Source organism: Marivirga salinae (genome assembly GCF_030503855.1).
GTDB classification, from domain to species: Bacteria; Bacteroidota; Bacteroidia; order Cytophagales; family Cyclobacteriaceae; genus Marivirga; species Marivirga salinarum.
This window is the reverse complement of the sequence record NZ_CP129971.1, coordinates 7501-21780: the sequence shown is the minus strand read 5'-3', so window position 1 is coordinate 21780 and position 14280 is coordinate 7501. Positions and strand designations below refer to the sequence as shown.

Genomic DNA, 14280 nt, shown 5'->3' with positions numbered 1-14280 from the left:
TCTAGCGTCAAAATTAGCCCAAATTCATTTTCACGCATCTTTATACCTCAAAATACGTTTTCTAAGATTAATTCTTCTTTAATAGTCTTTATTACAGAATAAAATATTTTTTGAAATATAGTATGCATGCATACTATATTTTTGTATATTTGAATTCTATGAAAAGAGAAGAATCCATCGACTTTAATATAAAAGCAGCCTGGCATGCCATTTCACGCATGTATAACCAGCAAGCTGTCAAATACGGAATCACTACTTCCATAGGTTTTGTATTATTAAACATCAATACAAAAGAAGGGACTCCCGCCACCAAAATCGCCCCTCTTATGGGCTTGGAAAGTAGGAGCCTCACGCGTATGTTAAAAAGCATGGAAGAGAAAGGGCTTATTTATAAAAAGCCTGATCCGGAAGATAAACGCTCTGTTAGAATTTTCTTAACAGATTTGGGAGTAGAGAAAAAAGCAATTTCAAGGGAAACGGTAAAAGCTTTTAATGAAGAGGTATTCAAAACTATTGAATCCGAAAAATTGGAAGCTTTTTTTGATGTTATTCATAAAGTGAATGACATAATCGACAAAAACGAGATTTACAATAATAAGAAATCAGTTCATTAATTTTTTTAAAATTTAAACCACAGCGACTAAATGAAACGAAACATTAAAAAAGTAGCCGTTTTAGGTTCGGGGATTATGGGATCAAGAATCGCCTGCCACTTTGCCAATATTGGTGTAGAGGTGCTTTTACTTGATATCGTGCCTTTCGAACTATCGGATGCCGAAAAAAAACAAGGTTTAACTAAAGAGTCTCCACAGGTGAGAAATCGTATTGTGAACGAGGCTTTTCAAGCGACCTTAAAAGGAAAGCCAGCTTCATTATATCATAAAGATTTTGCCAATAGAATTTCACTTGGGAACTTCGATGATGATATGCACAAAATCAAAGATTGCGATTGGGTATTGGAAGCCGTTGTTGAACGACTAGATATCAAAAAGCAAGTTTTTGAAAATGTTGAAAAACATAGAACCAAAGGAACTATCATTTCTTCAAACACATCGGGTATACCTATCCACATGATGTTGGAAGATAGGAGTGAGGATTTCCAAAAGCATTTCATTGGAACTCACTTTTTCAACCCACCGCGTTACTTAAAATTATTGGAGATAATTCCTACACCAAAAACTGATCAGAAAATCACGGATTTCTTGATGCATTATGGTGATTTATATTTAGGGAAAACCACGGTTTTATGTAAAGATACTCCAGCTTTCATTGCCAACAGAGTTGGGATTTATGCAATCTTGAAAGTTGTAGAATCCATGCAGAAATTAGGCATGAACATCGATGAGGTGGACAAACTAACTGGTCCTGTAATTGGCCGCCCTAAATCAGCTACTTTCAGAACTTCTGATGTTGTAGGTTTGGATACTCTAATCAAAGTAGCTAACGGATTATATGAAAACCTTCCGAATGATGAAGCTAGAGACACTTTCAAATTACCTGAAGTAATTGGGAAATTAGAAGAAAACAAATGGTTAGGTGATAAAACCGGACAAGGCTTTTATAAAAAGACTAAGAAGGACGGTAAAACTGAAATCTTAACTTTGGATTTAGATTCTATGGAATACAAACCAAAATCTAAGCCTAAGTTTTCAACACTTGAGTCCACCAAGCAAATTTCTAATCTGAAAGAAAGATTCCCTGTTTTAATGGGAGGAAAAGATAAAGCCGGTGAATTCTACAGAGATTCATTCTATGGCTTATTCCAATATGCTTCTAATCGTATACCTGAAATTTCTGATGAGCTATACAGAATTGATCAGGCGCTTTGCACTGGTTTCGGTTGGGAAATTGGTCCATTCGAAACTTGGGATACTTTAGGTGTGAAAAAGACGGTGGAGAAAATGGAAGAAGCAGGTTATAAACCAAATCAGTGGGTTTATGACATGATGGATTCTGGAGCAGATTCTTTCTATAAAGTAGAAGCAGGTCAAAAGCAATATTATGATCTAGACAGCAAGAAATATGTTAATATCCCAGGTACTGAGGAATTCATTATTCTAGAGAACTTAAAAGAAAGTGGAAAAGAAATATGGAGCAATGCCGAAGCCGGAATCATTGATTTAGGCGATGGTGTGATCAATGTAGAATTCCGTTCTAAATCCAACACTTTAGGTGGAGGCGTAATAGAAGCCATCAATAAAGGGATTTCTTTAGGGGAAGAAGAATATAGAGGTGTTGTGATTTCTAATGAAGGTTCAAACTTCTCGTTAGGAGCCAATCTTGGAATGGTTTTCATGTATGCTATCGAACAAGATTATGATGAATTGGATTTCATGATTCGTCAATTCCAACAAACCATGATGAGAGCCAGATATTCAGCTGTTCCGGTTGTAGTTGCTCCTCATAACATGGCATTAGGTGGAGGTTGTGAACTTTCAATGCATGCCGATCACGTTCAAGCATCTGCTGAAACTTATATAGGATTAGTAGAAGTTGGAGTGGGTGTGATCCCAGGTGGTGGAGGTACAAAAGAAAATGCACTTAGAGTAGCTGACAGATACCAAGAAGGTGATGTAGAATTAAATGCTTTGCAAAATGCATTTATGAATATCGCAATGGCTAAAGTGGCTACTTCTGCTTATGAAGCTAAAGAAATGGGCATTTTAAGACCTTCAGATGGAATTAGTATTAACAGAAGTCGTCAGATCGCTGATGCAAAAGCTGCAGCAATTCGATTAGCTGATGCTGGTTATACTATGCCTGTTCAAAGAGAGGATATAAGAGTTCAAGGTAAAACTGGAATCGCACTTTTCAATGCGGGTATTAATGGAATGAAGATGGGTAAATACATTTCAGAGCACGATCAAAAGATAGCTGAAAAGTTAGCTTATGCGATGTGCGGTGGTGATTTATCTTATCCTCAGGAAGTTTCTGAGCAGTATTTATTGGATTTAGAAAGAGAAGCATTCTTGTCTTTATTAGGGGAAAAGAAAACCCTAGAAAGAATCCAGGCGGTATTGCAAGGAGGTAAACCACTTAGAAATTAATTGATAGTTGATATTGTCATTTGCTCGATTTATCGGCTTGTCAATAGTCAATTGTAGATTAAGTGTGATAAAGTTAAAATTATTGAAAATATTAAATCAAAGAACTAATGGATGCATATATAGTAGCAGGATATAGAACGGCAGTAACCAGGGCCAAAAAAGGAGGCTTTCGATTCACTCGACCGGATGATTTAGCCTCTGATGTAATCAAACACCTCGTTTCCCAAGTGGAAGGGGTAGAAAATAAAATGGTGGATGACCTGATTGTAGGAAATGCTGTGCAGGAAGCAGAGCAAGGAATGCAAATGGGTAGAATGATTTCACTTTTAGCTTTAGGTAAAGAAGTGCCAGGGATGGTGATCAACCGTTATTGCGGATCTGGATTAGAGGCTATTAATATAGCAGCTTCAAAAATCAAGGCTGGCTATGCAGATATCATTATTGCAGGTGGTACGGAATCAATGTCAATGGTGCCAATTATGGGGTATAAAACTGCTCTTAATTACAAAATCGCTACCGAGACTCCTGATTATTATACTTCAATGGGGTTGACAGCGGAGCAAATTGCTCAGCAATGGAAAATTTCCCGCGAAGATCAAGATGAGTTTGCTTATCAATCGCATATGAAAGCGCTTCAAGCGCAGAAGGATGGTAAATTCAATGATGAAATTGTGCCAATCAATGTGAAGGAAACTTATGTAGAAGACGGGAAAAAGAAAACTCGTGATTTCACAGTTGATAAAGATGAAGGACCAAGAGCAGGAACAAGTACAGATGCTTTAGCAAATTTAAGACCTGTATTCGCTCAAGGTGGATCAGTTACAGCTGGTAATTCTTCGCCAACCAATGACGGAGCATCTTTCACAATGGTGATGTCTGAAAGAATGGTCAAAGAATTAAACGTAAAGCCAATTGCCAGAATGGTAGGTTTTAGTGTTGCAGGTGTTGAGCCTAGAATCATGGGTATCGGTCCAGTGGAAGCAGTTCCAAAAGCATTGAAAAATGCTGGATTGAAACTGAATGACATAGATTTGATCGAATTAAATGAAGCTTTTGCAGCTCAGTCTTTAGCAGTAATCCGTGAGTTGGGTATCGATCAAAGTAAATTGAATGTAAATGGTGGCGCTATTGCATTAGGACACCCTTTAGGTTGTTCTGGAGCAAAACTTTCAGTTCAGGTATTGAATGAATTGAAAAGAACGCAAGGAAAATACGGTATGGTTACCGCTTGTATAGGTGGTGGTCAAGGTATTGCCGGAATCTACGAAATGATGTAGAGTCAGTATAGAGTATCAAGTTGCTAGTATCTAGAGTTTTACTAGCACTTGATAATCTTAATTCATTTAAATTAAAATAAATAATTGTTAAACCAATTTAGTAGTAAGTGTCTAGATGTCTTTCTAGTTGCATGCTACTAGATACTAGATACTAATAATATGAGTACGACAGAAAAAAAATTCACAGCAAAGGGCGGTGCTTTTTTAATTGAAGAAACACCAGCTCAGGCAGTTTTCACTCCAGAAGAGTGGACAGAAGAGCAAAAAATGATTGCTCAAACTTGTAAAGATTTCTTAGACCAAGAAGTTTATCCTCGTTTAGATGAAATTGATGATGTTAAAGGGAATCCTGAAATAATGCCGGAATTGCTGGATAAATCAGGAGAATTAGGCCTTTTAGGAACATCAGTTCCAGAAGAATATGGCGGTTTCGGAATGGATTTCAATACTTCTATGTTGGTTGCTGAAGTAATTGGAGCAGGTCATTCGTTTGCCGTAGCTTTATCAGCTCATACTGGAATTGGAACATTGCCAATTCTATATTATGGAACTGCTGAGCAAAAGAAAAAATACCTTCCAAAATTAGCTACTGGTGAGTGGAAAGCTTCTTATTGTTTGACTGAGCCAGATTCAGGTTCTGATGCTAATGCAGCTAAAACGAAAGCAGTTTTATCAGAAGACAAAAAGCATTACATCGTTAACGGACAAAAAATGTGGATCACGAATGGTGGTTTCGCAGACGTTTTCATTGTTTTTGCTAAAATTGATGACGATAAAAATCTTTCTGCTTTCATTATTGAGAAAGATTTCGGTGGAGTTACCATGAATGAAGAAGAAGCCAAAATGGGTATTAAGGGTTCTTCTACTCGTCAGGTATTCTTTAACGATTGTAAAGTTCCAGTTGAAAACATGCTTTCTGAAAGAGAAAATGGTTTCAAAATAGCAGTTAATATTCTTAATATTGGTAGAATTAAATTAGCGGCTTCAACCATTGGTGCTTGTAAGGGTATCTTAGGAAATGCAGCACAGTATGCAAATGAAAGAAAGCAGTTTGGAACATCTATAGGTAGCTTTGGTGCTATCAAACATAAGTTAGCTGAAATGGCGGCTAGAACTTATGCTTCTGAATCAGCTGCTTACAGAGCGGGTCAAAATATTGACGATGCTTATGATGATTTAGTGGCTGGCGGTATGTCAGAAGCTGAGGCTAAATTGAAATCAGTTGAGGAATTTGCAATTGAGTGTGCCATTTTGAAGGTACATGGTTCTGAAACTTTGGACTATGTAGTGGATGAAGGTGTTCAAACTTATGGTGGTATGGGCTTCTCAGCTGACGCCCCTATGGACAGAGCTTACCGTGATGCTCGTATCAACAGAATTTTCGAAGGTACAAACGAAATCAATCGTATGTTAACCATCGATATGTTATTGAAGCGTGCTATGAAAGGCAAACTTGATTTGATGACGCCTGCTATGAACGTTCAAAAAGAATTGACCTCTATTCCAGATTTTGGAGCAGATGAAGACGATTCTTTATTCGCTAAAGAGAAAAAAGTTTTAGCTAATTTGAAAAAAGCCGGCTTAATGATTTCTGGTGCGGCCGTTCAAAAGTATATGCAAAAACTTTCTCAAGAACAGGAAATATTGATGAATCTAGCTGATATGTTGATTGAAGTTTATGCTGCAGAATCTGCTTTACTAAGAACCGAGAAATTAGTGAGTATCAAAGGAGAGGAAGCTTGCAAACAACAAATCAACATGAGCAAATTGTATATGCATAGAGCAGTGGAAATTGCCAATAAAGCAGGTAAAGAAGCAATTTTTGCATTTGCTGAAGGTGATGAGCAGCGCATGATGTTGTTAGGTCTGAAGAGATTCACTAAAATTGATCCATTAAACTTGAAAGAGGTAAGAAGATCAATTGCTGATCATGTTTTGGAAAAACAAGCTTATGAGTTTTAATCGTGAAGATTAAAATATAAATCAATCAAAAGGCTCGAGATTACTCGAGCCTTTTTTATTGGTTAAAAGCCTTTTAATCTGTGTTGTAGATAATACTTATGTTTTTAAATAATCTGAAAATTGTAATTTATCATAATAATTTACAAATTCGGACTTAATTTAATCATTAGACACCATGCTCACTTTTGAAATTAAACATCAGGATCGCTACTCTCGTGGCGAATTACTGATTAGGTCATTTTTTGGATGGCTTTACATCTTCCTTCCTCATTCATTTTTGTTATTCTTTATGAGAATCTGGGGACTAATTCTTTCCTTCATAGCCTTTTGGGTGGTGCTTTTTACTGGAAGATATCCGCAAAGTTTTTTTGAATATCAAGAGAAATTAATTCGATGGAATACCAGAGTTAGTGCTAGAATGTTTAATCTAGCGGATGATTACCCGCCTTTTGGATTAGATGCTAGAGATGAATATGTAAATGTAGAGATTCAATATCCGGATAGAATTAGCAGAACATTGGTAGTATTAAGAGCTTTTTTTGGTGTTTTCTATGTTGCTATTCCACATCTGTTCATTTTATTTTTTAGATTTATTTGGTCACAAATATTAGTGTTTATAGCTTGGTGGGTAGTTTTATTTACTGGAGAATTCCCTGCCTCTTGGCATGAATTTATTGTAGGCACATTGAGGTGGCAAACTAGAGTTAATCTTTACTTAGCTTATATGACAGATGAATATCCACCATTTTCAGGTAGACCTTAATAACGATGACAAAAGAAAATTATAATCCAATTCCACAACCCAATGAGATTGATATTCGGGAAAAGGAAGATGCAATGGGAGCATATCTTATGATGTTTGCAGCACTAGGGGCAGGGCTTCCTTTGCCTGTTTTAAATTTAGTAGCAGCTATAATTTATTACTACATTAATAAAGGAAAGAGTCTGTTCGTTCGGTTTCACTCTTTACAATCATTATTAAGCCAACTCCCTACTAGTATACTCAATGCTGTGGCTGTTTTTTGGGGTGCAAGAATTGTGTTTTTAGATTACGCCTTTACGGATGTGTTTAAAGGCTATTTATGGTTAGTAGGTATAGCGAATTTGATTTATATCATATTCAGCATAATTGGAGCTGTTAAAGCCAGAAAAGGTCAGATGTATTACTTTTTGTTTTTCGGCAGGGTTTCATACCAGTCTGTTTTCAAAAAGAAGGATATAGATACTCATAAAATGGTTAACCAACCTCCTAAAATGTGATGATGAATAAAAACCTAAGAGATTTAGGAGGAATTGTCATAGTTGCCATAGCCATTTGGGCGAGTTTCACCTATTTTTCCACTACTACTGATAAAAAAGATTTAGTTTCCTTAGAACAAGAGGCTGATATAGCTGATTATTTTAATCGTCAAATTTTTAATGAATTTGATTCAGTGGATGCAGAATTAACAGATCCAACTATGAATGTCATTTTAAATAGGCTATCAAAAGGCATGGATACTGTTAGTTATGAATATGATATTTATGTTTTAAAATCTGACCAGGTAAATGCATTTACAGCTTTCAATGGACAGTTATTTGTTTTTACTGGCTTAATTGAACAAACAGAGTCAGCTGAAGAGTTAGCTGCAGTTCTAGCTCACGAATTGGCCCATGCAGAAAATAGGCATGTAATCAAGAATCTGGTTAAAGAAATAGGATTGAATTCTTTGATTCTTATAATTTCTGGCGGAGATCCATTGGTGATGCAGGAAATTACCAAAATGGTGGTGAGTAGCGGATTTAATAGAAGCATGGAAAGAGAAGCCGATGAATATGCAATTAAATATTTAAGGGAGGCTAATATTAATCCAAATAGGTTAACTCAGTTTTTCTTGAAATTAAAACAGAAGAACAGAGAAATACCTGATGGTTTACAATGGATTTCTTCTCATCCAGCTTTAACAGAAAGAATTCAGTTTGTTTCTGAAAATGCTGGAGATTCTTTGAATGAAGATTCAATTAATTTGGACTGGAATGAGTTTAAAAAATCCTTAAAGTGAAATTATATGTATTGACAAGAACTATATTGCACTTTAATTAGAAAAGCAATTTAAAAATAGTAATTATCTAATATATATAAAAAAAATTCTATTGAGTACTTGACTGCTAAAATAAATCATTCTACATTTATAACATCTTATACAAGTCAATGACTTTGTAAGGTTTTGGTTGAAATAGAAAGGCAGCTGGGGAGCTGCCTTTCGCTTTTCCTACCCGTTTGTTTTTCAATCACACATTCAGCCACTTTTCTCTCATCATATTTTCAGTTGCATTTCTTTCATCTTTTTCAATAATAATATATCGGTTATAAAATCCACCGTCTTTAGTTTTAAGAGTTAGCTTATTCAAAGAATTATTCCTGAAAAATTGGAAACTGTAATCTGTATTTTCCTCAATCTGTATTGAATCTAAAACCTCTTCAAACTTCTGATTATCAAAACTTATTAGTTCATCACCAATCCTAAAGACGGTTTCTGCTGGACTATCAGGCGCAATTCCAATTATTGTTCCCTCATTCACTTTTAAACCAAAATAATTTGCAAACGGATTTTCATTTGCTTTCATTTCCATTTCAAATCCAAATTGGCTTAATAAATTTTTCAATTCATTTTCAACCGGCTCACATCCTATTATGAATTTATTGGAATAATCAGTTAAGTCATGCCCAATAACTTCTTCAGCTGACTTTAAATAATCTTGTGGGCTATAACCTTTATCTTTTTTGTAAAATTCGACCCATAATTTCCTCATAACATCATCAAGGTTCTTTTCTCCATTCGATTCTAAAATGATTTTCAAATCCAAAATCAAGGCTATTAAAGCTCCTTTTACATAAATGGAAACCTTCCGGTGGGGAATTCCTGCTTCGTATCCATCCAGCCACAAATCCCAAGATGATTCAGCAACAGAAGTGTTATGTCTACCATAATTCTCAAAATGCCGCTTAAAAAGTATATTAATTTCATCTATATACCATTTTAAATCTTTTACTCCGCTTCTAACAAGGAATAAATTACCATAATAAGTGGTTACACCTTCTGCTACATAACCAGTAGTGAAGTAATTTTCCTTTTCGAAATTGTAAGGATACATCTCTTCTGGCCTGATTCGGATAATATTCCAATAATGAAAAAGCTCATGTGAGCTGATACCTAAAAAGTTATTGTAGAAGGATTCTGTGTTAAATTCCTTAGCCGGACCTAAAACTATGCAAGTGCTATTCAAATGCTCCACTCCATGATAGGCTTTTTCATCTGGGATTTGAAATAGGAAATGATAATCTTCACTTTCAAATTCACCCATAGTTTCCATCTGCAATGCAGTGAATTTTACAAAATCATCTAAAATCTGGTTCTTGTTTTTTAAATCGGCATTTCCCCTAAACCATAAATGGAAATTAGTTTCCTTTACCTGATATTTTAAATGCTGTAAGTTTTTACCTGCTAAGACAGGGCTATCCACTAATTCATAAAAACTTTCCGCTACTAAATCATTACCTTCTTTTTTCAATCCGCATGCAATTTTCCATTCATTTGGAATGTCCAATTGCACTTTATGAACTTGATACATTTCATCAGGTTGGTATAACAGGCAGTTAATGAAATTCAAATACCAATGCTCTTCATCCACAAATGTGCTTCCACCATCTATAATTGAAGTGTATATTTCATATCGAATGATACACTTCTCAGCTTCACAATGAATTTTCCAGGTATTTTTATTAGTCTTTTTGAAATTTAATGGCTGCTCATTTTTATCGAAAGCTTTAATGTTTCTCAAGTATTTAGAGAAGTTTCCTAACTGATATCTGCCTGGTCTCCAATCAGGGAGTTTTACTTCAAAATCAGCTTGTGACGGTTTAATCAATACTTCTACTTGTAAAAAAGAATCATGAGGTAACTTTTGTGATAATCTATATTGAATCATTATCAATTTATTTAAATATTTATCATACTTTTGCCTCGTAAAGTTGATGATTTCTAAGGAGATATAAAACGAGATATTCTTATAGTATTTTGAAAAACAATTTTGCGAAAAGAAATTAACTGCTTATCTTTGCAGCCCTTATAAAAGAACAAGAGAAAATTTAAAATATAAAGATATGAAACGTACATTTCAGCCTTCTCAAAGGAAAAGAAAAAACAAACATGGATTCAGAACTAGAATGGAATTTGCGAATGGAAGAAACGTTTTGGCGAGAAGAAGAGCGAAAGGTCGTCACAAATTAACTGTTTCAGACGAAAAAGGTAAGCATAGAAAATAATTCTTCTATGCAATTAAGCGCATGTCTGTAATCTCGGACAATAACGATTTTTCTTTTAAGAAAAGGGAGCGCTTATATCACCGGAATGATATTCAGGAGCTTTTTGAAAAAGGCTCCTCTTTTTATTTATACCCATTTAAGGTCATTTATATTGCTGAGCCGCTTGATTCCAAAAACAAGTCTCAGCAATTATTGATTTCCGTTCCCAAAAGGAAATTTAAAAAAGCTCCAGACCGAAATTTCATTAAAAGGCAAGTAAGAGAAGCCTACAGGCATCACAAATATTTGATTGATCCTGAAAAACTAAGTAAAAGTTTAAGGATTGCTTATATTTACACTTCTGATAAAAAGATGCCCTCTGATGCCTTAACTAGAAAACTAAAAAAGACTTTAGAGCGTTTGCATCAAGAATTCACAGATTAAAATCTAAATTTCGGAAAAGATAACATTATAATACCTTTGCAAAAACTTAGCGTCTTATCGGCTTTGCGAGATTTTTCAGGCAGTGCATCTAAAATGCTTGTCAGAAAAGGTTTGTTATGTTTAGAGTAATATATTAAGTAAATAACTGTCCATGAAGCTTTCAAATAAAATAGCAATCACACTTTTAGCCATTGGCTTAATAGGCTTGGTGTCATTTCAAATAAAAAAGAACGATAGGTATTTTGAAATCATCAAGAACCTAGATGTTTTTACCACTTTATATAAAGAGCTCAATACTTATTATGTAGATGAGATCAATCCAACAGACATAATGGAAACGGGTATAGAAGCCATGTTGGAATCTCTGGATCCTTACACAAACTTCATTCCTGAAGATAAAATCGAAGATTACCGTATCATGTCCACAGGTCAATATGCTGGAATTGGAACTACTATGGGTAAAATTGAAGATCGCCATGTGGTGATGATGATTTTCGAAGGCGCACCAGCCGAAACTTCAGGTGTAAATATTGGAGATGAACTTCTTGAAATTAACAATAATCCAGTTGATGATTATACCACTGAGGAAATTAATAAACTTTTAAAAGGACAAATCGGAACTACCGTTGAAATTAAAATCAATAGAAAAGGAATAAAAAAGCCACTTAATTTTTCTATTAACAGAGAAAGTATAAATGTAGAAAGTGTTCCTTACTACGGTTTGATTGCAGAGGACATAGCCTATATCAGATTGACAGAGTTTTCAAGCGGTGCAGGTGCTTCCGTTCGTTCTGCCCTTGTTGAATTAAAAGGAAAAGGGGCTAAAAAAGTTATTTTAGATTTACGAGGTAATCCGGGTGGGCTCTTAAACGAGTCCATAGAAGTTTCCAATGTATTTATCCCTAAGGGCTTAGAAGTTGTAAGCACCAAAGGGAAAATCGAAGAATGGAATAAAACATATACCGCTAATAAGAACCCTGTAGATGTAAATATTCCTGTAGCAGTTTTAATAAGTAATAATAGCGCCTCAGCATCTGAAATTGTGGCAGGAGTAATGCAGGATTATGACAGAGGGATACTAGTAGGCCAAAGAAGTTATGGCAAAGGTTTGGTACAAGCCACTCGACCATTAAGTTACAATAGTCAATTGAAAATAACCACTGCTAAATATTATATTCCAAGTGGACGATGCATTCAGGCAATTGATTACAGTCATAGAAATGAAGATGGAAGCATCGGTAAAATTCCTGACTCTCTAAAAAGTGAATTTAAAACAAGAGCGGGTAGAATAGTGTATGATGGAGGAGGGGTTTCACCTGACCATTCAGTAATCAATAAAGGGTATGCACCTATTACTATCCAGTTAATCAGAAAGGGTTTCATTTTTGATTTCGCAACCGAATATTATTATAAAAATGTAAATTCAAAACCTGATCCTCGGGAATTCTCTGTTTCTGATGATTTGTATAATGAATTTACTACATGGGTTTCTGGTAAGGATTATAGCTATACAACTGCGACAGAGGAAACTATTAAGGAATTGAGAGAAACCGCTGATAGTGACAAATATTTTGATTTTTTAGAAAAAGAAATAATGGTTCTTGAAAAAGAAATTCAAGAACATAAAAAAGAAGATTTAAAAGTGTTTCAATCTGAAATAAAGAGAGCTTTAAAAGAAGAGATTATTTCCCGTTACCATAAAAGACAAGGTATGATTGAATCCTCATTCGAAAACGATGAAGAAGTTGATGAGGCAATCAAGTTATTGAATGATGAAGCTCAATACAAAGCACTCCTTCAAGTTGATAAGTAATGGATTTTTACTTTTTACTGTTTTTAGCGGGTTTAATTGGAGGTCTAATATCAGGATTGTTAGGTGTTGGTGGTGGAATTGTATACATAGTAATACTGCCAATTGCTTTTCAGTTTATAGGAATCCCATATGAGGAAATAGCTCAGTTCACAATTGCTAATTCTCTTTTTGGAACTTTCTTCGCAGGACTTTTCGCTACATATAATCATTTCAAACATGGTGAATTCTTTCCGAAACAAATCTTAATTATAAGTTTTTCCTCTATCATAGCTGGATTATTATCGCTTCACTTTATTGTAAATACTCCATTCTATTCTAAAGAAGTATTTAATATAGTAGTCATATTTTTATTGGGAGCGATGTTATTTTCTACCTTATTTAATGCAAAGAAACAAGCCAACTTTGTAGAGACAACTAATAGGACAAAGAGATTAATGAGTTTTACAGGCCTATCAGCTGGCTTAACAGCCTCCTTGACAGGTTTAGGTGGTGGAATTATTATTATCCCATTTCTAAATCAAGGTTTTAAGATGGGCGTGAAAAAAGCAAAAGCAATATCTTTAGGGGTCATTACTATTACTTCTCTAGCGATGGTGATTTTCAACCTTTTTCAAACACCGATGCAATCAATTGAAGTAACTCATACTGGCTATATTCTTTTTCAGGTTACTATACCATTGATAATTGGCACATTATTAACCGCAAGATGGGGAGTGAGATTAAGTCGAAAAATGAAGGCTTCAGCAGTAAGCTATCTCTTTTCAGCTTTTATAATTTTAGTGATAATTAAAAAATTGATAGAATTGTTATGAGTTATATTCTAAGCATAGAAACATCCACAGCTATTTGCTCAGTTGCTATCCATAATGAAGGAAAACTCATCGCAAATTCAGATCTATATTTAGAAAAGTCCCATTCGAATTCCTTAACACCACTTATAGAACAGTTGCTTCATCATTGTGATTTACAGATGAGGGATCTCAATGCAATTGCAGTTTCTTCTGGCCCTGGTTCTTATACTGGCCTGAGAATTGGCTTAAGCACTGCAAAAGGATTGTGTTATGCACTGGAAATTCCTTTAATTTCTATTTCTTCTTTAGATAGTATGACTACTCAGGTCTTAAACTTCCATAAAGGCGATAATTCAATCTACATTCCAATGTTAGATGCGCGTAGAATGGAAGTTTTCTATAAGGTTTCCGATGAAGATCTGGTAGACGTAGAGAAGATGTCTAATCTTATTCTAAATGAAAATTCATTTAATAATCACCTTAATAAGTATAAGCGTATTTTCCTTTTTGGAAATGGCGCTGAAAAAGCCTGGGAATTATTAAAGGATCAATCCGAGAAATTTATTTGGATTGATAAGGTAAATCCCTCAGCTCAATTTTATGGTGAAATGGCTTTGAAGAAATTCGAAAAAGAACAATTTGAAGACTTAGCTTATTTTGA

13 protein-coding genes (1 of these 13 only partly in view) are annotated in these 14280 nt (G+C 34.8%); 12 read left to right on the top strand and 1 reads right to left on the bottom strand.

Annotation, left to right across the window (positions count from 1 at the left end; translation table 11 throughout):
* Positions 1–158 precede the first annotated feature (158 nt).
* From QYS49_RS00100 to QYS49_RS00070, 7 genes are all read left to right on the top strand, one after another.
* The gene (locus tag QYS49_RS00100) at positions 159–614 is read left to right on the top strand and encodes a MarR family winged helix-turn-helix transcriptional regulator (protein WP_308349589.1); all 456 of its coding nucleotides are present in this window, start codon (positions 159–161) and stop codon (positions 612–614) included.
* Between the two features lie 30 nt (positions 615–644).
* A complete protein-coding gene (locus tag QYS49_RS00095; RefSeq protein WP_308349588.1) occupies positions 645–3047 on the top strand; it encodes a 3-hydroxyacyl-CoA dehydrogenase NAD-binding domain-containing protein in 2403 nt (800 codons plus the stop codon).
* Between the two features lie 107 nt (positions 3048–3154).
* Positions 3155–4324: a thiolase family protein gene (locus tag QYS49_RS00090; protein ID WP_308349587.1), complete on the top strand. Its 1170-nt coding sequence runs from the start codon at positions 3155–3157 to the stop codon at positions 4322–4324.
* Positions 4325–4483: 159 nt separating this feature from the next.
* Entirely contained in the window at positions 4484–6286 is a 1803-nt protein-coding gene (locus QYS49_RS00085) for an acyl-CoA dehydrogenase FadE (protein WP_308349586.1), read from the top strand.
* Between the two features lie 175 nt (positions 6287–6461).
* A complete protein-coding gene (locus tag QYS49_RS00080; RefSeq protein ID WP_308349585.1) occupies positions 6462–7049 on the top strand; it encodes a DUF4389 domain-containing protein in 588 nt (195 codons plus the stop codon).
* Positions 7050–7054: 5 nt separating this feature from the next.
* Positions 7055–7546, top strand: coding sequence for a magnetosome magnetite crystal formation protein family (locus tag QYS49_RS00075; protein ID WP_308349584.1), 492 nt, complete (start codon positions 7055–7057; stop codon positions 7544–7546).
* Positions 7547–7548: 2 nt separating this feature from the next.
* Positions 7549–8328 carry a M48 family metallopeptidase gene (locus QYS49_RS00070; RefSeq protein ID WP_308349583.1) on the top strand — a complete coding sequence of 260 codons (780 nt, stop codon included), beginning with the start codon at positions 7549–7551 and terminating at the stop codon, positions 8326–8328.
* A 229-nt stretch (positions 8329–8557) separates the two neighbouring features.
* Here QYS49_RS00070 and QYS49_RS00065 read toward each other — a convergent pair whose 3' ends face one another.
* Positions 8558–10255: a M61 family metallopeptidase gene (locus tag QYS49_RS00065; RefSeq protein WP_308349582.1), complete on the bottom strand. Its 1698-nt coding sequence runs from the start codon at positions 10253–10255 to the stop codon at positions 8558–8560.
* 175 nt (positions 10256–10430) lie between these two features.
* On the opposite strand from QYS49_RS00065, the gene rpmH reads away from it, so the two are divergent.
* From rpmH to tsaB, 5 genes are all read left to right on the top strand, one after another.
* Positions 10431–10592, top strand: coding sequence for a 50S ribosomal protein L34 (rpmH, locus tag QYS49_RS00060; protein ID WP_308349581.1), 162 nt, complete (start codon positions 10431–10433; stop codon positions 10590–10592).
* A gap of 21 nt (positions 10593–10613) precedes the next feature.
* Complete coding sequence (rnpA, locus tag QYS49_RS00055) at positions 10614–11015, top strand: ribonuclease P protein component (protein WP_308349580.1); 402 nt, start codon at positions 10614–10616, stop codon at positions 11013–11015.
* Positions 11016–11166: 151 nt separating this feature from the next.
* Positions 11167–12828, top strand: coding sequence for a S41 family peptidase (locus tag QYS49_RS00050; RefSeq protein WP_308349579.1), 1662 nt, complete (start codon positions 11167–11169; stop codon positions 12826–12828).
* Positions 12828–13640, top strand: coding sequence for a sulfite exporter TauE/SafE family protein (locus tag QYS49_RS00045; protein ID WP_308349578.1), 813 nt, complete (start codon positions 12828–12830; stop codon positions 13638–13640). The genes QYS49_RS00050 and QYS49_RS00045 overlap by 1 nt, the downstream gene beginning before the upstream one ends.
* Positions 13637–14280 carry the 5' portion of a tRNA (adenosine(37)-N6)-threonylcarbamoyltransferase complex dimerization subunit type 1 TsaB gene (gene tsaB, locus QYS49_RS00040; protein ID WP_308349577.1) on the top strand. Its footprint extends 70 nt past the window's final position, so 644 of the gene's 714 nt are visible here — the first part of the coding sequence; its start codon is at positions 13637–13639; its stop codon lies off the right edge, out of view. Before QYS49_RS00045 ends, tsaB begins: the two co-directional genes overlap by 4 nt.

Coding starts and splice junctions, on each gene's coding strand:
- rnpA (WP_308349580.1), top strand. CDS start 10,614: ATGTCTGTAATCTCGGACAATAACGATTTTTCTTTTAAGAAAAGGGAG.
- QYS49_RS00085 (WP_308349586.1), top strand. CDS start 4,484: ATGAGTACGACAGAAAAAAAATTCACAGCAAAGGGCGGTGCTTTTTTA.
- QYS49_RS00095 (WP_308349588.1), top strand. CDS start 645: ATGAAACGAAACATTAAAAAAGTAGCCGTTTTAGGTTCGGGGATTATG.
- rpmH (WP_308349581.1), top strand. CDS start 10,431: ATGAAACGTACATTTCAGCCTTCTCAAAGGAAAAGAAAAAACAAACAT.
- QYS49_RS00070 (WP_308349583.1), top strand. CDS start 7,549: ATGAATAAAAACCTAAGAGATTTAGGAGGAATTGTCATAGTTGCCATA.
- QYS49_RS00065 (WP_308349582.1), bottom strand. CDS start 10,255: ATGATTCAATATAGATTATCACAAAAGTTACCTCATGATTCTTTTTTA.
- QYS49_RS00075 (WP_308349584.1), top strand. CDS start 7,055: ATGACAAAAGAAAATTATAATCCAATTCCACAACCCAATGAGATTGAT.
- QYS49_RS00045 (WP_308349578.1), top strand. CDS start 12,828: ATGGATTTTTACTTTTTACTGTTTTTAGCGGGTTTAATTGGAGGTCTA.
- QYS49_RS00050 (WP_308349579.1), top strand. CDS start 11,167: ATGAAGCTTTCAAATAAAATAGCAATCACACTTTTAGCCATTGGCTTA.
- QYS49_RS00100 (WP_308349589.1), top strand. CDS start 159: ATGAAAAGAGAAGAATCCATCGACTTTAATATAAAAGCAGCCTGGCAT.
- QYS49_RS00090 (WP_308349587.1), top strand. CDS start 3,155: ATGGATGCATATATAGTAGCAGGATATAGAACGGCAGTAACCAGGGCC.
- QYS49_RS00080 (WP_308349585.1), top strand. CDS start 6,462: ATGCTCACTTTTGAAATTAAACATCAGGATCGCTACTCTCGTGGCGAA.